This is a genomic window from Bradyrhizobium elkanii WSM2783, from assembly GCF_000472865.1.
Lineage (GTDB): Bacteria > Pseudomonadota > Alphaproteobacteria > Rhizobiales > Xanthobacteraceae > Bradyrhizobium > Bradyrhizobium elkanii_A.
Genome location: NZ_AXAP01000063.1, coordinates 1 through 20,013, shown reverse-complemented (window position 1 = coordinate 20,013; position 20,013 = coordinate 1). Strand labels below are relative to the sequence as shown.

17 protein-coding genes are annotated in these 20,013 nt (G+C 62.4%); 11 read left to right on the top strand and 6 right to left on the bottom strand.

Annotated features, from left to right (window positions below; genetic code table 11):
* Nucleotides 1-4: 4 nt before the first annotated feature.
* The 6 genes from YY7_RS0135880 to YY7_RS0135855 form a co-directional block, all read right to left on the bottom strand.
* Nucleotides 5-988 carry an ABC transporter substrate-binding protein gene (locus tag YY7_RS0135880; RefSeq protein ID WP_028167410.1) on the bottom strand — a complete coding sequence of 328 codons (984 nt, stop codon included), beginning with the start codon at nucleotides 986-988 and terminating at the stop codon, nucleotides 5-7.
* Nucleotides 989-1,011: 23 nt separating this feature from the next.
* Nucleotides 1,012-1,866 carry an ABC transporter permease gene (locus tag YY7_RS0135875; RefSeq protein WP_028167409.1) on the bottom strand — a complete coding sequence of 285 codons (855 nt, stop codon included), beginning with the start codon at nucleotides 1,864-1,866 and terminating at the stop codon, nucleotides 1,012-1,014.
* Complete coding sequence (locus YY7_RS0135870) at nucleotides 1,863-2,645, bottom strand: ABC transporter ATP-binding protein (protein WP_028167408.1); 783 nt, start codon at nucleotides 2,643-2,645, stop codon at nucleotides 1,863-1,865. Before YY7_RS0135870 ends, YY7_RS0135875 begins: the two co-directional genes overlap by 4 nt.
* 320 nt (nucleotides 2,646-2,965) lie before the next feature.
* Entirely contained in the window at nucleotides 2,966-4,027 is a 1,062-nt protein-coding gene (locus YY7_RS0135865; protein ID WP_028167407.1) for a ketopantoate reductase family protein, read from the bottom strand.
* A 141-nt stretch (nucleotides 4,028-4,168) separates the two neighbouring features.
* Nucleotides 4,169-5,014: an IclR family transcriptional regulator gene (locus YY7_RS0135860; protein ID WP_028167406.1), complete on the bottom strand. Its 846-nt coding sequence runs from the start codon at nucleotides 5,012-5,014 to the stop codon at nucleotides 4,169-4,171.
* 115 nt (nucleotides 5,015-5,129) lie between these two features.
* Nucleotides 5,130-7,259 (bottom strand): acetate--CoA ligase family protein, encoded by a 2,130-nt coding sequence (locus tag YY7_RS0135855; RefSeq protein ID WP_028167405.1) that lies wholly within the window; start codon nucleotides 7,257-7,259, stop codon nucleotides 5,130-5,132.
* A gap of 217 nt (nucleotides 7,260-7,476) precedes the next feature.
* Between YY7_RS0135855 and YY7_RS0135850 the strand changes: the two genes are divergently transcribed.
* The 11 genes from YY7_RS0135850 to YY7_RS0135800 all read left to right on the top strand — a co-directional run bounded on the left by YY7_RS0135850 (nucleotide 7,477) and on the right by YY7_RS0135800 (nucleotide 19,840).
* Nucleotides 7,477-8,172, top strand: a complete 696-nt coding sequence (locus YY7_RS0135850) for a GntR family transcriptional regulator (protein ID WP_210384870.1) — start codon at nucleotides 7,477-7,479, stop codon at nucleotides 8,170-8,172.
* Nucleotides 8,173-8,233: 61 nt separating this feature from the next.
* Complete coding sequence (gene oxc, locus YY7_RS0135845; protein WP_028167403.1) at nucleotides 8,234-9,967, top strand: oxalyl-CoA decarboxylase; 1,734 nt, start codon at nucleotides 8,234-8,236, stop codon at nucleotides 9,965-9,967.
* A gap of 158 nt (nucleotides 9,968-10,125) precedes the next feature.
* Nucleotides 10,126-11,403: a formyl-CoA transferase gene (gene frc, locus YY7_RS0135840; RefSeq protein ID WP_028167402.1), complete on the top strand. Its 1,278-nt coding sequence runs from the start codon at nucleotides 10,126-10,128 to the stop codon at nucleotides 11,401-11,403.
* A 205-nt stretch (nucleotides 11,404-11,608) separates the two neighbouring features.
* Complete coding sequence (locus YY7_RS62220) at nucleotides 11,609-11,746, top strand: hypothetical protein (protein ID WP_196237378.1); 138 nt, start codon at nucleotides 11,609-11,611, stop codon at nucleotides 11,744-11,746.
* 255 nt (nucleotides 11,747-12,001) lie between these two features.
* Nucleotides 12,002-13,291, top strand: coding sequence for an oxalate/formate MFS antiporter (gene oxlT, locus YY7_RS0135830; RefSeq protein ID WP_028167401.1), 1,290 nt, complete (start codon nucleotides 12,002-12,004; stop codon nucleotides 13,289-13,291).
* A 240-nt stretch (nucleotides 13,292-13,531) separates the two neighbouring features.
* Entirely contained in the window at nucleotides 13,532-14,848 is a 1,317-nt protein-coding gene (gene oxlT, locus YY7_RS0135825) for an oxalate/formate MFS antiporter (protein ID WP_028167400.1), read from the top strand.
* A gap of 238 nt (nucleotides 14,849-15,086) precedes the next feature.
* Entirely contained in the window at nucleotides 15,087-15,518 is a 432-nt protein-coding gene (locus tag YY7_RS0135820; RefSeq protein ID WP_028167399.1) for a CBS domain-containing protein, read from the top strand.
* 97 nt (nucleotides 15,519-15,615) lie between these two features.
* Nucleotides 15,616-16,638: a 2-dehydropantoate 2-reductase gene (locus tag YY7_RS0135815; protein WP_028167398.1), complete on the top strand. Its 1,023-nt coding sequence runs from the start codon at nucleotides 15,616-15,618 to the stop codon at nucleotides 16,636-16,638.
* Nucleotides 16,638-17,426: a fumarylacetoacetate hydrolase family protein gene (locus YY7_RS0135810; RefSeq protein ID WP_028167397.1), complete on the top strand. Its 789-nt coding sequence runs from the start codon at nucleotides 16,638-16,640 to the stop codon at nucleotides 17,424-17,426. The genes YY7_RS0135815 and YY7_RS0135810 overlap by 1 nt, the downstream gene beginning before the upstream one ends.
* Nucleotides 17,427-17,753: 327 nt before the next feature.
* Complete coding sequence (locus YY7_RS0135805; protein WP_028167396.1) at nucleotides 17,754-18,749, top strand: NAD(P)H-dependent flavin oxidoreductase; 996 nt, start codon at nucleotides 17,754-17,756, stop codon at nucleotides 18,747-18,749.
* 122 nt (nucleotides 18,750-18,871) lie between these two features.
* Nucleotides 18,872-19,840: a zinc-binding dehydrogenase gene (locus YY7_RS0135800; RefSeq protein ID WP_028167395.1), complete on the top strand. Its 969-nt coding sequence runs from the start codon at nucleotides 18,872-18,874 to the stop codon at nucleotides 19,838-19,840.
* Nucleotides 19,841-20,013 lie beyond the last annotated feature (173 nt).

Genomic DNA, 20,013 nt, shown 5'->3' with positions numbered 1-20,013 from the left:
AAGCTCAGTTCGTGGATATCGCCTTTTCGATATAGGTTCTTGGAACGAAGGTCTTGTAGTCAGGCTGGGCGGCGAGATTGCCGAGCGCGATCTGCGTCTCGAGCGCAAGCTTCAGCGCGTCGGGCGTGATATCGACACTGGTGGGGTAAACGTTGTCGGCAAGCATGCGCTTCACCGCCGCTTCCACCACGGCAGGCTCAAGATTCGGGAATTCCTTCTGAGCGATTTCCACCGTGCGCGCCTCGTTCTTGTGCATGAAACGCACCGCCATTTCGAGGCCATTGGTCAGCCGCTGGGCAAGGTCCGGATCGACATCGTTGCGCGCGGTGATGGTAGAGAAGGCATAGGCGCCGTACAGTTTCGGGAAGCCGACCACCACCTTCATGCCCTTGGCTACCACCTGGTCGAGGCCGGGCTCGTACATGACCGCTACTTTGGCCTGGCCGGCAACGAAGGGGCCGGGCTCGGTGCCGAGCGGAACCTGGATCATCTCCACGTCCTTGCTGGCATCCATGCCGTTTTCCTTCAGCAGCTTGATGAACAGCGAGGTGCTGGTGGTCGGCATCAGGCCAGTCACGATCTTCTGTCCCTTGAGATCTTTCACACTGTCGAACTTGAAGTCGGGCGTGGCGGCGATCCATACCGCGGCGCCATTCACGACGTTGGCGATCGTGTTCACCGGGGCGCCCTTGGACGCAGCGATAGCTGTCCATTCGGGTCCATGCAGCGAGAATTGCGCACTCTTGGAGATCACGGCCGAGAGAGCAACGCTTCCGGAGCCGGCGCTCTCCTTGTTGAGATCAAGCCCCTGCTTCTCGAAAAAGCCCTCGTTCATGCCGACGTAGAGCGGCAGGTATAGCAGCGATTGAAACGCCTGAGAAATGGTCGCCTTCTTCATCTCGGCGGAAGCCGGCCCTGCTGCGGCTATGCCGAGCGCAAGAGCAAGGGCAACGGAAAGAGTGCTCAATTTCGAAATTCGCCGTCTCATTTTAGAAGTCTCCTGAAAGAAGATCAAACGTTGATCTGCGTGCCGCCCTGCTGTTGCTTCCAGGGAAGCAGCCAATTCTCGATGACCTCGACCAAGTGGTAGAAAAGAAAGCCAACGAGCATCAGCGTGAACAGGCCAGCCCACACCGTATTGAGATCGTAAAGACTCGAGGCCACGTAGATGACGTGGCCGAGACCATGCTGGGAGGAGATGAATTCCCCCACGACCGCGCCCACCAGGGCGAAGCCGATATTGATGCGGAAGGTGGCGATGATCGCAGGCAAGGTAGAGGGCGCGATCACCCGCTTGAAGATCTGCTGCTTGGACGCGCCCATAGAGAAAAGCAGCGCCTGGAGATCCTTGTCCGCGTCCTTTGCCGCCTGGTAGGCGGTGATGAGAGCGACGATGGAGGTGAGCGAGATCGCGAGCGCGACCTTCGATAGCAAGCCGGTGCCGAACCACAGGATGATGATCGGCGCCAGCGCGATTTTCGGCACCGAGTTGATGGCCGCGATGAACGGTTCCACCAGCCGCGCCACGAACACCGAGTACCACAGCGCAAGGCCGATAACCGAACCGATCACGGTACCGAAGGCAAATCCCAGGATTGCCTCGAATATTGTGTAACCGGTGTCAGTGAAAAGAGAGCCGTTCGCGATGGAGCCGATGAGGTTGCGCAGAACGCCGCTCGGCTGACCAACGAGGAAGCCCGACAACCATCCCCATCGCACCGCCGCTTCCCACAGCAGGAAGAAACCGACGACGGCAAGGATCTGAAGCGCGCTTCGTCCGATAAGGGAATCGAACACGTTGCGGCGCTTTTTCTCGCGTCGGCGAGCGGGCGCCGCGGTTTTTACAAGTTGAGCCGTTTCCGTCATGCACTCTTCCTGGTCTGGATATCGAGCTCCGCGCAGAGCGTGTGGAAATAACCGGAGAAGCGCGGATCGCTTCGCGCCGCGATCGGCGAATGTTCGTTCAGCGCGATGTCGTGAACGGCCTTCACGCGCGCCGGACGTTGACTGAGCACCACCACGCGTTTGGAAAGCGCCACTGCCTCATCGATGTCGTGGGTCACGAGGATCACGGTCTTGTGAAAGGTTTCCACCGCCTCCATCAGAATGCCTTCGAGATACAGCCTCGTCTGATAGTCGAGCGCCGAGAACGGCTCATCGAGGAGCAGGATGTCGGGATCGAGCACGAGAGTGCGGATCAAGGCCACGCGCTGACGCATTCCGCCGGACAGCATCTTGGGATATGAGTTCTCAAAGCCGGAAAGACCGAACGTGCTGAGATATTCTCTCGCGGTATCCAGAGCCCGTTTTGGATCGACGCCCTTGGTCTCAAGGCCGAGCAGAACGTTGTCCAGCACCGTACGCCAAGGAAAAAGCAAGTCCTTTTGCATCATATAGCCCACGCGACCGCGCAAGCTTTCCACTTCCTGGCCGCGATAGAGCATGACGCCATCATCGGGATCCACGAGGCCGGCGATAATATTGAACACCGTCGTCTTGCCACAGCCGCTCGGGCCAATGATGCTGACGAAATCACGCTCATGGATATCGAAGGTTAAGCCGTCGAGAACCTGCGTCGCTGCTTCCTTTCCAGGAAAGCTCTTACGGACGCCGTTCAAACGAAGTTGCACTTTGGGCGATGACATGGTGTCTCCTGTCCACCATGCACTTCAAGCAACCACCGTGCCAAACGCGACGGCATAAGTGCGCAAGAAATTGCGCTGTTGAGCGTGCGTTCCATCAGGATGAGCTTCTTGCTGCCTTCGATTCGAGCACGTGCTGCCTTTTTGCAGCCAGCGCATTTTTCTCTCTGAGGCTATCGCGCACGGATGCTGAGATTCCGTATCTCAGTGTCTCCAGACAGCCATTGTGCGATTCAGCGGAACGGAGTTTGTCCGCTCCACCCGCCAGTTCAGACGTCAACGCTGTTCTGCTCTTACGAGCACATCTAGGTGAACAAATCGGCTCAGTTCAATCGCAGCTCCGTGATATGCCGCGGATCCGGGCTTAGCTCGTTACGTTCCACGCGCTTGACGAGGTCTGTCAACACGGCATTAGCCGCACAAGAAATTCCGATCTTCTCGCCCTCGCGCACCACAAAACCGTTGAGGAATTCGATCTCGGTGCGCCGGCCTTTCTGCATGTCCTGGCCCATCGAGGGACGCTGCTCGGATGAAGTGCGCTTGCCGTCCTTGAAGCGCTGCTCGTCACACGCGCGCATCGCCGTCTCGTCGCCTTCTCCGGCACGCGCGATCGTCTCGGGCGGCAGGTGCAGGATCTCCTCCAATTGATAGCCGAGCGCCTGACCGACGCGGATCGCTTCGCTGCCGAGCCGGGTGGAGAAACGGCGGATCGGTTCGCTCTGCAACATGTCTCCGCCCGGCAGACCCGTGCAGGCCGAGAGCCCATTGCCCATGACATTGGCGACCAGTTTCGACCAGCGTTCGCCCCACAGATTGCCGGTGACTTTGGCGCTGTCGGAGTAGCCCACCAGTCGGCAGATCTCTTCCGCCCGCACCGTGATACGGCCGTGCACTTCACCGGCGCGAAATACGGTGTGCGCCGCCCCGCCCTTGCCGGCGCCTCGGTGGATATGGCCGGGCTCAGGCAGGTTGACCGTGATGCTGCTGGCAATGCATCCGAGCGTCTTGCCCCAGCCGACGATGCCGGCGATCGTCTCTTCATTCATGCAGTTCTGCAGCGACACGACATAGCCGTCCGGCGCCAGATACTGCTGGATCAGCATGGTCGCCCATGCCGTGTCGTAGGATTTCATGCAGACGAAGGCGATGTCGACCGGCTTCTCCTTGGCGAGCTGCTGCGCGTCCGTGATGTGCAGCGCACGCACGGGCACCGAGAATTCCGCGACGTCTCGTGCATGGGTGACACGTAGTCCGTGCTTCCTCATGTGATCGATATGCTCGGGCCAGGGATCGATGAACGTGACGTCCTCGCCCGCCTGCACCATATGGGCACCCACATACCCGCCGACGGCACCAGCCCCGACGATCGCGATCTTCCGACCCATGCTTTCTCCCCGGCATTTTCTCGCGACCAGGGAAGCAGCCGATCCACTGGCCCGTTGCCGCCCACTCTAATGGATTTGGGCCTTCCGCCAAATGCACGCGTCGCGCCGCAGGGCGGCGTCGGCGTCATGACGGCTGAACGATCAGTCAGGCTTCGTCGCAGGCATCACGCCACCGAGCGCAACTGTCAGCTCGGCGGCCACCTCGCGCACGGTCTGGCCGAGTGCGGCCAGCCTGTCGTCGGTCAGGCGGCTGGTCATGCCTGATACCGAGATCGCCGCGAGCGGCTCGCTGCAATCGTTGTAGACGACGGCGGCGATGCAGCGCAGCCCCATGCAGGCCTCCTCGTCGTCGACGGCGTAGCCTTGGCGGCGGACACGTTCGAGTTCCCTGAACAGGTCGCTCGGCCGCGTGATCGTCTTCTCGGTCAGGCGCGGCATGCCATGATGGCGGATGATCGCGCTGACGTCCTCATCCGAATATGTCGCCAGCACCGCCTTGCCGACGCCGGAGGCCACCATCGCCACGCGACCGCCGACCTTGGTCAGCGAACGCATGATCTCGCGGCTCTCCATGCGGGTGAGCACGACGATGAACTCGTCGTCGACTACGGCGAGGTTGGCGGTCTCACGCGTGAGGTCGCGCAGTTTGCGCAAATAGGGAACTGCCTGGGCGGTGAAGTTGCGGCGCCTCGCAAAGGTGGCGCCGACGGTGAAGCTGCGGGCGCCGACATGCCATTTCGATTCGGTGCGGTCGAATTGCACGAAGCGGCGGCTTTCGAGCGTTGCCAGCAGACGGTGCACGGTCGAGGTCGACAGCCCGGTGCGGATCGCAAGATCGCTCAGGCGGTAGCCCTCGTCGTCTTCGGCGAGCGTCTCGATGATCGAGAGCGCGCGGTCGACGGATTGTACGCCGCCGTCGCGGCTTTCGTAATCGTCGGTGGTGGATTTCGGCGCAAGCGCCTTGCGCCGGATCACGTCCCTCTTCATCGCGACCTGCTTCAGCCGTTGCGGAAGACGCGTTCGCTATCGGATTGGCCAGTTTGTTCGGTCCCTGGACCGAAATGCCGCTCCGGATTTCTCCAAAGCGGCATTTTCACATTCGTTACAGCAGGCCCGCGCCACGCGCCCATTTGTACTTGGCCCCTAACACCTCGACCGGCAGCTCGGTCGAATAGGCATAGGCCGGAATGCCGTGCTGGTAGAGATATTCGGCGGCCTCCTCGACCTCGACGTCGCCGGCGAGCGAGGCCACCATCGGCTTCACGAAGCCCTTGGCCTCCATCTCCTTCTTCACTTCGACCATGTTGCGCGCGAACACCATTGGCGGCGTCACGATAGTGTGCCAGTAGCCGAGGATCAGCGCGTGGATGCGATCATCGGACAGACCGAGCTTCACCGTGTTGACATAGGTGATCGGCGGCTCGCCACCGGTGATGTCGACGGGATTGCCGGCGGCGCCGAACGGCGGGATGAACTTGCGGAAGGCAGCGTCGAGGTCCGGCGGCATCTGCATCAGCGACAGGCCGTTGTCGACCACGGAGTCGGACAGCAGCACGCCGGAGCCGCCGGCGCCGGTGATGATCAGCACGTTCTCGCCCTTGGGCGTCGGCAGCACCGGCACGCCACGGGCGAATTCGAGCAGTTGTCTCAAGCTGCGGGCGCGGATCACGCCGGACTGCTTGAACACGTCCTCATAGATCTTGTCGTTGCCGGCGAGCGCACCGGTGTGCGACGACGCAGCCTTGGCGCCCGCCGAGGTACGGCCGGCCTTCAGCACGATCACCGGCTTCTTCTTTGAGACCCGCTTGGCCGCTTCGGCAAAGGCGCGGCCGTCCTTCAGGTCTTCACAGTGCTGCGCGATCAGATTGGTGTTCGGGTCCTGCTCGAAGAAGGCGAGCAGATCGTCCTCGTCGATATCGGACTTGTTGCCGAGGCCGACGATCGCGGAGACGCCCATCTTCGCCGAGCGCGAGAAGCCGATGATCGCCATGCCGATCCCGCCGGACTGCGATGACAATGCTGCATGGCCCTTGACGTCGTAGGCCGTGCAGAAGGTCGCGCACAGATTGGCCGGCGTATAATAGAAGCCGTAGATGTTCGGCCCCATCAGGCGGATATCGTACTTCTTGCCGACCTCGACGATCTCGGCCTGCAATTCAGGCGCGCCGGCTTCGGCAAAGCCGGACGGGATCAGTACGGCGCCGGGAATTTTCTTCTCGCCGCATTCGGCGAGCGCACCGGCGACGAATTTCGCGGGGATCGCGAACACGGCGACATCGATCACCCCGGGCACATCCTTGACGCTCTTGTAGGCCTTGTAGCCGAGGATCTCAGGCGCCTTCGGGTGGATCGGATAGATCTCGCCCTTGTAGCCGCCGTTGATGAGGTTCTTCATCACGGAGTTGCCGATCTTGCCGTCCTCGGCGGAGGCGCCGATCACGGCGACCGCCTTCGGCTGCATGATGCGGTTCATCGCGGCGACGATTTCCTCGGTGGGTCGCGGCGCCGGGCGCGGCTTGTAGTCGAAATCGACCACGATGCGCACGTCGGCGGCGATCGCGTCCTTCTTGGTGGCGAATACGGGATTGAGATCGAGCTCGACGATTTCGGGGAAATCGCTCACCAGCCGCGACACCTTGACGATGACGTCAGCAAGCGCCTCGCGGTTGACGGGATCCCCGCCGCGCACGCCCTTGAGCATCTCATGCGCCTGGATGCCGTCGAGCATCGACAGCGCGTCTTCCTTGGTCGCGGGCGCGAGGCGGAAGGTGATGTCCTTCAGCACTTCGACCAGCACACCGCCGAGGCCGAAGGCGACCAGCTTGCCGAACGACCCATCGGTGATCGAGCCGATGATCACCTCGGTGCCGCCGCCCAGCATCTGCTGGACCTGCACACCCTCGATCTTGGCGTCGGCCTTGTACTTCTTGGCGTTGGCGAGAATCGTCTCAAAGGTTTTCTCGGCGTCAGCCGCGGTCTTGACGCCGACCACCACGCCGCCAGCCTCGGTCTTGTGGAGAATGTCCGGCGAGACGATCTTCATCACCACCGGGAAGCCCATCCCGGACGCGATCCGCGCCGCCTCGGACGCCGACTTGGCGACGTCCTCCTTCGGGACCGGGATCCCGTAGGCATCGCAGACCAATTTGCCCTCCGGCGCCGTCAGGCTCGTGCGCTTGTCCGCTTTGACCGCATCGAGAACCTTGCGGACTGCATCCTTTGAATTTGACATCGGCTTCCTCCCAGGACAAATTTGATGGCATTTGGTATGCCAGAAGCCAAAAAGTCAAGCCGGTCTTCTCTCGCCTGATGCAGAAAACAATGGCAACTTGACATTCTGGTATTTGGCATGCCAAAAACCTGATGGTATTTCTTCTGCTAAGAAGACGTCTCCGAAACGGAGGAGACGAGTCGTGGCAACACCTAAGGAAACCAAGGCACCGCCTGCTATGGCTGAGGCAGATATTGCGATCGTCAGGATCGCGCCAGAGACGAGCTTCAAGAACAAGGCTTATGAGGCCTTGAAGGAAGCTATTCTCAAGATGGACATCTATACGACGCCCGAGCCGGTGATGCTCGACGAGCGCGCGTTGTCCGAGCGCCTCGGCGTCAGCCGCACCCCGATCCGCGAAGCGATCGCCATGCTCGAGCAGGACGGTTTCGTCAAAACCGTGCCGCGCCGCGGCATCGTCGTGGTCCGCCGCACCAAGACCGAGATCGTCGACATGATCCGCGCCTGGGCCGCGCTCGAGAGCATGGCCGCACGGTTGATCACGACCACCGCGCGCAAGAAGGACATCACGGCGCTGCGCGACTTCTTCAAGGATTTCAACAGCGACCGCCGGCCGGAAGATCACATCGAGGAATATTCCAAGGCCAACATCGCCTTCCATCAGGCCCTGATCTCGCTGTCCGAGAATCAGGTCCTGGTCGATATGACCAACGACATCCTGTTGCATGTGCGCGGCTACCGGCAGCTCACGATCGGGCGGAAGGATCGCACCGCGACATCGCTACCCGAGCATCTCGGCATCATCGAGGCGCTCGAGGCGCGCGACACCGAGCTCGCGGAAAAGCGCGCGCGCGACCACACGCTTGGCCTTGCTGCTTACGTCGAAGCGCACGGCCAGGAACTTTTCACTTAAAGCGTCACTCAGAAGACGACGAACTCGTCCGAACCAGAAAAGCCAGAGGGAGACCAGGCCCATGCTAAATACTGCCACCAAGACGACTGAAGCACCGGGCACGGAACAAGAGCTGACGGACGGATTCCATCTCGTCATCGACGCGCTGAAGCTGAATGGCATCGACACCGTCTACGGCGTGCCGGGCATTCCGATCACGGATCTCGGCCGCATGGCGCAGGCGTCGGGCATTCGCGTGTTGTCGTTCCGCCATGAGCAGAACGCGGGCTACGCGGCGGCGATAGCGGGCTTCCTGACCAAGAAGCCCGGCGTCTGCCTGACGGTGTCGGCGCCCGGCTTCCTCAACGGCCTCACCGCGCTCGCGCACGCCACCACCAACTGCTTCCCGATGATCCTGGTCTCCGGTTCCTCGGAGCGCGAGATAGTCGACCTGCAGCAGGGCGACTATGAGGAAATGGACCAGCTCGCGATCGCCAAGCCGCTCTGCAAGGCGGCGTTCCGCGTGCTGCACGCGCAGGATATCGGCATCGGCTTTGCCCGTGCGATCCGCGCCGCGGTGTCCGGTCGTCCCGGCGGCGTCTATCTCGACCTGCCGGCAAAACTGTTCTCGCAGGTGATCAACGCCGAAGCCGGCCAGAAGTCGCTGGTGAAGGTGATTGATGCGGCGCCGGCGCAGATCCCTGCCCCGTCGGCGGTCAAGCGCGCGCTCGACGTGCTCAAGGGCGCCAAGCGTCCGCTGATCATTCTCGGCAAGGGCGCAGCCTACGCGCAGGCCGATGACGCGATCCGCAGCTTCGTCGAGAAGAGCGGCGCGCCGTTCCTGCAGATGAGCATGGCCAAGGGCCTGCTGCCCGACACGCATCCGCAATCCGCCGGCGCCGCCCGCTCGACAGTGCTGAAGGATGCCGACGTGGTGATGCTGATCGGCGCCCGCCTCAACTGGCTGCTCTCGCATGGCAAGGGCAAGACCTGGGGCGACGCGCCGAAGAAATTCATCCAGGTCGATATCGAGCCGAAGGAGATGGATTCCAACGTCGAGATCGCAGCTCCCCTGGTCGGCGATGTCGGCTCCTGCGTCACTGCTTTGCTCGAGGGCATGGGCGGCAACTGGCCGGTGGCGCCCGCCGACTGGACTACAAAAGTCAACGCCAAGCGCGACGAGAACGTCGCCAAAATGGCGCCGAAGCTGATGAGCAATGCCTCGCCGATGGATTATCACGGCGCGCTCGGCGTGCTCCGCACCGTCATCAAGGAGCGGCCCGACGCCATCCTCGTCAACGAAGGCGCCAACACGCTCGACCTCGCCCGTGGCGTCATCGACATGTACCAGCCGCGCAAGCGGCTCGATGTCGGCACCTGGGGCGTGATGGGCATCGGCATGGGCTATGCGATCGCAGCCGCCATCGAGACCGGCAAGCCGGTGCTCGCGGTGGAAGGCGACAGCGCGTTTGGTTTTTCGGGCATGGAGATCGAGACCATCTGCCGCTACAACCTGCCGGTCTGCGTCGTGGTCTTCAACAATGACGGCATCTATCGCGGCACCGACACCAACTCGGCCGGCGCCGATCCCGCCACCACGGTGTTCGTGAAGGGCGCGCGTTACGACAAGATGATCGAGGCCTTCGGCGGCGTCGGCGTCAACGCGACCTCGCCGGATGAATTGAAGCGTGCCGTCAATGCGGCGATGGACTCCGGCAAGCCGACGCTGATCAACGCGGTGATCGATCCGGCGGCGGGTTCGGAGAGCGGCCGCATCGGCAATCTCAATCCGCAGAGCGTTCTGAAGAAGAAGTAACGGATCAACTGAACGGCGTCATTCCCCGCTAAAGCGGGGAATCCAGTAGCCGCCGAGCTATCGTGAGGCGAACACTGAGCCCGACTGAATCGACGGTGATTACTGGATGCCCGCCTTCTCGGGCATGACAGCAACAGGTAGTAACAAGGAGAGGACAGATGACTAAGGCGCTCACGGGCGTTCGCATTCTCGATTTCACCCATGTCCAGTCGGGGCCGACCTGCACCCAGCTCCTGGCCTGGTTCGGCGCCGACGTGATCAAGGTCGAGCGCCCCGGCGTCGGCGACATCACGCGTGGCCAGTTGCAGGACGTCCCGAACGTGGACAGCCTGTATTTCACCATGCTCAACCACAACAAGCGCTCGATCACGCTCGACACCAAGAACCCGAAGGGCAAGGAAGTCCTGACCGCGCTGATCAAGAAGTGCGACGTGCTGGTGGAGAATTTCGGCCCCGGCGTGCTCGACCGCATGGGCTTTCCCTGGGAGAAGATCCAGCAGATCAACCCGCAGATGATCGTGGCCTCGATCAAGGGCTTTGGCCCCGGTCCGTATGAGGACTGCAAGGTCTATGAGAACGTCGCGCAGTGCACCGGCGGCGCGGCCTCGACCACCGGCTTCCGCGACGACGTGCCGCTCGTCACCGGCGCGCAGATCGGCGACAGCGGCACCGGGCTGCATCTTGCGCTCGGCATCGTCACCGCGCTGTTCCACCGCACCAAGAGCGGCAAGGGCCAGCGCGTCACCGCGGCGATGCAGGACGGCGTGCTCAACCTCTGCCGCGTCAAGCTGCGCGACCAGCAGCGCCTCGCCCATGGCCCGCTCAAGGAATACAGCCAGTTCGGTGAAGGCATTCCGTTCGGCGACGCCGTGCCGCGCGCCGGCAATGATTCCGGCGGCGGCCAGCCCGGGCGCATCCTGAAGTGCAAGGGCTGGGAGACCGATCCCAACGCCTACATCTACTTCATCACGCAGGCGCCGGTCTGGGAGAAGATCTGCGACGTGATCGGCGAGCCCACCTGGAAGACCGATCCGAACTATGCCAAGCCGCCGGCCCGTCTGCCGCGGCTGAACGAGATCTTCGCCCGCATCGAGCAGTGGACCACGACCAAGACCAAGTTCGAGGCGATGGAGATCCTCAACCAATACGACATCCCCTGCGGCCCGATCCTGTCGATGAAGGAACTCGCCGAGGACCAGTCGCTGCGCGCGACCGGCACCGTGGTCGAGGTCGACCACCCCACCCGCGGCAAGTATCTGTCGGTCGGCAACCCGATCAAGCTCTCGGACAGCCCGAGCGAGGTGCTCCGCTCGCCGCTGCTCGGCGAGCACACCGACGAGGTTCTGCGCCAGGTGCTGGGCTTCAGCGATCACCAGGTCGCCGAGATCCACGACTCCGGCGCACTCGACCCGCCGCAGAAGCAGGCGGCCGAGTAAGAAGGCCATCAAGCTGGAAACATAGGCCGCCGGGGACCCCCGGCGGTCTTTTTGCCATTTGGGATGCCTGATAACTGATCTATGCTGCATTGCAAAAGACGAATGCTGCTATGCAAACAAATGCGTTGTTGCTGGCATCTGGTATACATAGATTGTGCCCAGATCACGAAGCGGTAGTTCCGCTGCAACTTCAGAAGGGGACATCATGTCCAAGACTGCTTCCATCGCAATTTCGGCCCCGACTTCGCTGTGGGGACGTTTGCTGGCCACGATCGATCGGCTGCTGATGAAGAGCGCCGAGATCTCGATCCGCAACGGCGACGTGCCGAGCTTCGGCCTGTAATTTCGCAGCGCACCGGTACGCCCCGCCGGCGCCGCGAAATCAGATTTCCTGCATCCCCAATGGCCCCGTCTCCGGGGCCATTTTTCTTGCGCGTTAAACGACCCCAGGCATGCAACCGCGCGCTCTGCTGCCGGACAATCCTGCGGCATTTTCACGCGGCCGTGTGCTGCCGCTTGAATGTTGGCATATGGAATACCAAGATGGCCGCGGCACGTTTGGGACAAAACAAAACAGAGACGCGCCTTGGGAGGACCTATGACAGAGATGGTACAGGCTACGGCGCCGCCAACCGCCCGTGTCAGCGATACCTTTCGCTGGACACAACTTGCGATCGGCGTCGCGGCGATGGTGATGATCGCCAATTATCAATACGGGTGGACATTCTTCGTCCCCGACATTCAGAAAAAATTCGGTTGGGATCGCGCCTCGATCCAGTGGGCCTTCACCCTGTTCGTTTTATTTGAGACATGGCTGGTGCCGGTCGAAGGCTGGTTCGTCGACAAATACGGCCCGCGCATCGTGGTTCTCGTCGGCGGCATCCTCTGCGCCATCGGCTGGGCCATCAATGCCCAGGCGACCTCGCTCAATGGCTACTATCTCGGCATGATCATCGCGGGCATCGGCGCCGGCGGCGTGTACGGCACCTGCGTCGGCAACGCGCTGAAATGGTTTCCCGACAAGCGCGGTCTGGCGGCCGGCATCACCGCAGCCGGCTTCGGTGCAGGCTCGGCGCTGACGGTCGCGCCGATCCAGGCGATGATCAAGGACTCCGGCTTCCAGACCACCTTCCTCTATTTCGGTCTCGGCCAGGGCATCATCATCGTGCTGCTCTCCTTCTTCCTGCTCGCGCCGAAGTCCGGACAGGTGCCGATGGTCGCGCAGAACGCCAATCTGGTTCAGAGCCGGCGCAACTATCAGCCGACGGAAGTGCTGCGGCAGCCGATCTTCTGGCTGATGTACTTCATGTTCGTGATCGTCGGCGCCGGCGGCCTGATGGTAACGGCGAACCTGAAGCCGATCGCTGTGGACTGGAAGATCGACAGTGTCCCGGTGACCCTGATTGGCATGACGATGACCGCCGTGACCTTCGCCGCGACCATCGATCGCGTCCTCAACGGCCTGACACGTCCGTTCTTCGGCTGGATCTCCGACATGATCGGCCGCGAGAACACGATGTTCATCGCCTTCGGCATGGAGGGCATCGGCATCTGGGCGCTCTACATGTGGGGTCATGATCCGATCTGGTTCGTGATCCTGTCGGGCTTCGTGTTCTTCGCCTGGGGTGAGATCTACTCGCTGTTCCCCTCCACCTGCACCGACACCTTCGGCTCGAAATTCGCGACCACCAATGCCGGCCTGCTCTACACCGCCAAGGGCACGGCCGCGCTGCTGGTGCCGCTTGCGAACTACGTGCAGCAGTCCGCTGGCAATTGGGACAATGTCTTTCTCATCGCCGCGGGCGCCAACATCCTGGCATCGCTGCTCGCCATCCTCGTGCTGAAGCCATGGCGCAAGGTCGTGGTGGAAAAATCGGGCGCATCGTAGATCGCGCAACAGAGTTGGTATGAAGCGCCCGGCCCACAGCCGGGCGCTTTTTTGCTGCGCTTCCGATTTTCCGAATTCGCCGTGACCGCCGAGCTGCGGCATGCCCTATACCGCACTGCAGCACAAGTTCGGCTTGCATTGTGGGATATAGTATACCAACATCCGCCCAGTGCTTGCGACGATAAGTCACAAACTCGCGACAGAAGGCCGCAACCGCAGGCACGCGCTCGGGAGGACTTGATGGTTTTAAGCAACGCCGCCGCCGCACCTTCAGCACCTGCGTCCAGCGGCTTCCGCTGGTTTCAGCTCGCCATGGGCATCGTCTGCATGGCGATGATCGCCAACCTGCAATACGGCTGGACGCTGTTCGTCGATCCGATCGACGCGAAGCATCATTGGGGCCGTGCGGGCATCCAGCTCGCCTTCACGATCTTCGTGGTGACCGAGACCTGGCTCGTCCCCGTCGAAGCCTGGTTCGTCGACAAATACGGGCCGAGCATGGTGATCATGTTCGGCGGCGTGATGATCGCGCTGTCCTGGGTCCTCAATTCCTACGCGGATTCGCTGGCGCTGCTTTATACCGCCGCCGTGATCGGCGGCATGGGCGCCGGTGCCGTCTACGGCACCTGCGTCGGCAATGCGCTGAAATGGTTTCCGGACCGTCGGGGCCTCGCTGCCGGCGCGACCGCCGCCGGCTTCGGCGCGGGTGCCGCACTCACCGTGGTGCCGATCGCAAGCATGATCGCCGCCAGCGGCTACCAGACCGCCTTCTTCGACTTCGGCATCGGGCAAGGCCTGATCGTGTGCGTGCTCGCCTTCTTCATTCGGCCGCCATCTGTCGCGATCCCTCCGAAAAAGAAGCAGCTCAACCTGCCGCAGACCAAGATTGATTTTACCCCGCCGCAGGTGCTGCGCAGCCCGATCTTCTGGGTGATGTACCTGGTGTTCGTGATGGTCGCCTCTGGCGGCCTGATGACCGCCGCACAGATCGCGCCGATCGCCGACGACTTCCAGATTGCCAAGACGCCGGTCTCGCTCGCCGGCATCCAGATGGCGGCACTGACGTTTGCGATCTCGCTCGATCGCGTCTTCGACGGATTCGGCCGGCCGCTGTTCGGCTGGATCTCCGACAATATCGGCCGCGAGTACACGATGTTCATCGCGTTCGGCACCGGCGCGCTGATGCTGCTGACGCTCTCGACCTATGGCGCTCATCCGATCGTGTTCGTGCTCGCGACCGCGGTCTATTTCGGCGTGTTCGGCGAGATCTACAGCCTGTTTCCGGCCACCAGCGGCGACACCTTCGGTGTGAAGTACGCCGCCACCAACAACGGCATGCTGTACACGGCGAAAGGCACCGCCTCGCTGCTGGTGCCGCTCGCCAGCATCGTTGCCAAGAATTTTGGCTGGCACGCCGTGTTCGTGATGGGCGTAGCGCTCAACGCGACGGCGGCGCTGATGGCGCTGTTCGTGATCAGGCCGATGCGACGCGCCTTCATCCTGGGCAACGAGACGGCGGCGGCAGAGGCGACCGCGCGCAGTGTCACGACAGCATGATCGCAGCCGCTGCGACAGCGAAGGCGCACTCCGGTGCGCCTTTTCTTTTGCCAAAAGTCAAAGGAATACAAAATACAACGATATAGATCAGCGAGATACCGGCGTCCATCGGACGGAAAGCGTCAGCGTTACTTACTGTTTTTGCTATATTTTTCTGAAGGCATCTACTTCAGCTGCGTTGACAATTGGCATTTTGTATACCAGACTTGCAGCTATTAACGAACCCAAGGAGGTTGCCATGCAAGTCGGAGATATTCTGCGCAAGAAAGCCGCCCGTGTCGCGACGGTTCGCATGAACGAGACTGTGGCGATCGCCGCCCAACTGATGCGTTCGGGCAATATCAGCGCGCTGGTGGTCAAGGATGTCGTCCGCACCGAGGGCAACACGGCAGTGGGCATGTTCACCGAGCACGACGTGGTGCGCGCCATCGCCGAGCATGGCGCAGCGGGAGCCAACATGCGCGTGTCGCACTTCATCTCGGTGCAGCAGCTCGTGTCCTGCACCTCGCGCGACTCGCTCGAGCATATCCGTCACCTCATGAACAGGCACAACATCCGCCACGTGCCGGTCATCGACGATTACAGCCTGATCGGCGTCATCAGCATCCGCGACATCGCAGCCGCATTCGACGAGCAGGCGATCGCCGCGCGGGAAGCCATTCCGGCTTGAAAGCACCCCAGCGTCAGCGCGCCGGTCTGAGACGTCCTCGGCACCGGCGCACGACCAGCGCTGAAACATCAACCCCGCCTCTTTTGCGAAACATCCCATGAAGATTTGCATTTACGGCGCCGGCGCGATCGGCGGCTATCTCGGCGTGCAGCTTGCGCGCGCGGGCGTGGAGGTGAGCCTGGTCGCACGCGGCGCCCATCTCGCGGCCATGAAGGCGAACGGGCTGAAGCTCCTGATCGGCGATGAAGAGCGCATCGTGCATCCCCGCTGCACCGACGATCCGGCCGAACTCGGCACGCAGGATTTCGTCATCATCTGCCTGAAGGCGCATTCGATCACCGGCGTGCTCGAACGGATGCAGCCGCTGCTCGGGCCGCACACGCGCGTCGTCACCGCAGTCAACGGCATCCCCTATTGGTACTTCCACAAGCACGGCGGCGATCATCAGGGCTCGACGCTGGAGAGCATCGATCCCGGTGGCCGGCAGTGGCGCGAGCTTGGCCCCGAGCGCGCGATCGGCTGCATCGTCTATCCCGCCACCGAGATCGAGGCGCCCGGTGTCATCCGCCACGTCTATGGCGACCGCTTTCCGCTCGGCGAGCCCTCCGGCGAAATCACCGAGGACGTGCAGCGTCTGTCTGATGTCTTCACCAAGGCGGGCATGCAGGCGCCCGTGCTCGAGCGCATCCGCGACGAGATCTGGCTCAAGCTGTGGGGCAATGTCTGCTTCAACCCGATCAGCGCCCTCACCCATGCGACCCTGGACGTGATCTGCTCCGATCCGCCGACCCGCGCGCTATCGAAAGCGATCATGCTGGAGACGCAGGCGATCGCCGAAACCTTCGGCGTCAAGTTCCGTGTCGACGTCGAACGCCGCATCGAAGGCGCGCGCAAGGTCGGCGCCCACAAGACCTCGATGCTGCAGGACCTCGAGCGCAGCCGCCCGATGGAGATCGATCCGCTGGTCACCGTGGTTCAGGAAATGGGACGCCTGACGGGCATTCCGACGCCGTCGCTGGATGCGATGCTGGCGCTCGCTGCCCAGCGCGCCCGGATCGCCGGGCTCTACGACGGAAGGGTGCTTCCATCGCCGGAAGCAAAAGTTGCGGCGGTCACGTGATGTTGCAGCGTAACGTGACCCATTGGCTTCGCTTCCGCCGCCACGGTGAGACCGGCTTCGGCGTGCTGACGCCATCCGGCATCGCTGTACATGACGGCGAGATGTTCGGCACCTCCAAGCCGAACGGACGAATACTCGCGCTGGAGGACGTCGAGCTGCTCGCCCCCTCCGAGCCAAGCAAGATCGTCGCGCTCTGGAATAATTTCCACGCGCTCGCCGCCAAGCTGCGGCAACCTGAGCCGGCCGAGCCGCTCTATCTGCTGAAAGCAACCACCAGCGTCACCGCGCCGGGTGCCGTGATCGAGCGCCCCCTCTCCTATGACGGCAAGACCACCTATGAGGGCGAGCTCGGCATCGTGATCGGAAAGCCCTGCACCAACGTCTCTCCTGATGAGGCCGACGACTTCATCTTCGGCTACACCTGCGTCAACGACGTCACCGCCAACGACATCCTCAACCGCGACAAAACGTTTGCGCAATGGGCCCGCGCCAAGGGCTTTGACGGCTACGGCCCGTTTGGCCCCGTCATCACCGCAGGGATCGATCCGGCAAGCCTCGTCGTGCGCACCATCCTCAACGGCGCCGAGCGCCAGAACTACCCGATATCAGACATGATCTTCAGCACGCAGGAGCTCGTCAGCAAGATCTCGCACGACATGACGCTCTTGCCCGGCGATCTCATCGCCTGCGGCACATCGGTCGGCGTCGGCGCCATGAAGGAGCCGGTCAACACCGTAACGGTGGCAATCGACGGCATCGGCGAGCTCACGAACGAATTCAGGCAGTAGGCAACGTCACCTGAAGCCAATGGCGTGAACCCCTTCATTCGAGGACTTTGGGTCGATCCGGCTAGAGCGTTTTCGAGCGAAGTGGATACCGGTTCGCGTGAAGAAAACGCGTCAAAACAAGAATCTAGAGCTTCGGTTCTGATTCAATCAGAACCGAAGCTCTAGTTCCGCCTTGCGGAAACAACGCGGGCGCTTTTGCATGATGGCATTGCCCTGACCATCACCCGCCGCCGTGGACTTTTGCAGGGGGCGACGGCATCCTGCTGCCCGAATGAATTCTCGATAAACAACGCGCGGCGATCCGCGCCGGGGAAACAGAGGGCAGTAATGATCAAGACACGCTTCACCGAGCTTTTCGGCGTCGAGCACCCGATCGTGCAGGGCGGGATGCAATGGGTCGGACGCGCGGAACTCGTCGCTGCCGTCGCCAATGCCGGCGCGCTCGGCATGATCACGGCGCTGACCCAGCCGACACCGGATGATCTCCGCAAGGAAATCGCGCGCTGTCGCGAGATGACCGACAAGCCGTTTGGCGTGAACCTGACCATCCTGCCTGCGATCAAGCCGCCGCCTTACGCAGAATACCGCCAGGTCATCATCGAGAGCGGCATCAAGATCGTCGAGACCGCGGGCAACAAGCCACAGGAACATGTCGACGAGTTCAGGAAGCACGGCGTCAAGGTCGTGCACAAATGCACCAGCGTCCGCCACGCGCTGTCGGCGGAGCGCATGGGCGTGGACGCGATCTCGATCGACGGCTTCGAATGCGCCGGTCATCCCGGCGAGGACGACACCCCCGGCCTGATCCTGATCCCCTGCGCGGCCGACAAGGTGAAGATCCCGATGATCGCCTCCGGCGGCTTCGGCGACGGCCGCGGCTTGGCGGCTGCGCTGGCGCTCGGCGCCGACGGCATCAACATGGGCACACGCTTCATGTGCACCAAGGAGAGCCCGATCCATCAGCTCGTCAAGGAGCGCATCGTCGCCAATGACGAGCGCGAGACCGAGCTGATCTTCCGCACCATGCGCAACACCTCCCGCGTCGCCAGGAACGCGATCTCGACCAAGGTGGTCGCGATGGAGAAGGAAGGCGCGAAATTCGAGGACGTGCGCGAACTCGTCGCCGGCGCCCGCGGCAAGATGGTCTACGCTAGCGGCGATGCCGACGAAGGCATCTGGTCGGCCGGCCAGGTGCAGGGCCTGATCCACGACATCCCGAGCTGCGCCGAACTGGTATCGCGCATCGTACGCGATGCGGAGGCGATCATCCGCGGCCGTCTCGAGAGCATGATTTCGGGGGCGCAGCGCCAGGCCGCCGAATAGAGCGTTTTCGAGCGAAGCATGCCCTCGGACTTGATCCGAGGGTGGAGACCGGTTCGCGTGAAGAAAACGCGTCAAAACAAGAATCTAGAGCGGTCTTGCTGCCCAACCAAAGAGAAGAGCCGATGAAAGCCTATGTCTATGGCGCCAATGGCGCTGAGATCACCGACGTCGCCAAGCCAATGCCGAAGGGTACGCAGGTGCTGGTCAAGGTTCACGCCTGCGGCCTCAACCGCGCCGATCTCGGTATGACCAAGGGCCATGCCCATGGCAGCGCGGGCGGCGTCGGCACCGTGCTCGGCATGGAGTGGGCCGGCGAGGTTGCCGAGCTCGGACCTGACGCCAAAGGCGTCAAGGTCGGGGACAAGATCATGGGTTCCGGCAGCGCCGCCTTTGCTGAATACACGCTTGCCGATCACGGCCGGCTGTTCCGCGCGCCCTCGAACATGAATTTCGAGGACGCCGCCACCCTCCCCGTCGCACTCGCGACCATGCACAACGCCGTCGTCACCAATGGCGCGCTCCAGGCGGGACAGACTGTGCTGATCCAGGGTGCCAGTTCCGGCGTCGGGTTGATGGCGATGCAGATCGCCAAGCTCAAGGGCGCGAAGCTCGTGATCGGCTCATCGACCGACGCGATGCGGCGCGGCCGGCTGAAGGATTTCGGCGCCGATCTCGCGATCGATTCCAGCGACCCCACCTGGGTCGAGCAGGTGCTGAAGGCAACCGGCGGCGAAGGCGTCGACCTCATCGTCGACCAGGTCTCCGGCAAGGTCGCCAACCAGAACCTCGCTGCGACCAAGATCAAGGGCCGCATCGTCAATGTCGGCCGGCTCGGCGGCACCCATGCCGATTTCAACTTCGACCTGCACGCGGCGCGCCGCATCCACTATATCGGCGTCACCTTCCGCACCCGCACCATCGAGGAGATCCGCGAGATCTTCGACGAAGTCCGCAAGGACATCTGGGGCGCCGTGGAATCCCGCAAGCTGCAACTGCCGATCGACCGCGTCTACAAGTTCGACGAAATCGGCAAGGCGTTCGAGCACATGGAAGCCAACAAGCACCTCGGCAAGATCGTGGTGACGCTGTAAGTGCGGTCGTAGATCGTAGATGGGGTAACGGGCCGCGGTCTGCCCTCCAAGCAAGCCGCGCTTGCTACGGCGCTATGGGTGGCGCGCTGCGCGCGGCTTGCTTGGAGGGCGGGCGGTCGTCCCTCACATTGATGGTGTGACGGAGTCGAGGATGGACCTCGCACCAAGCATCA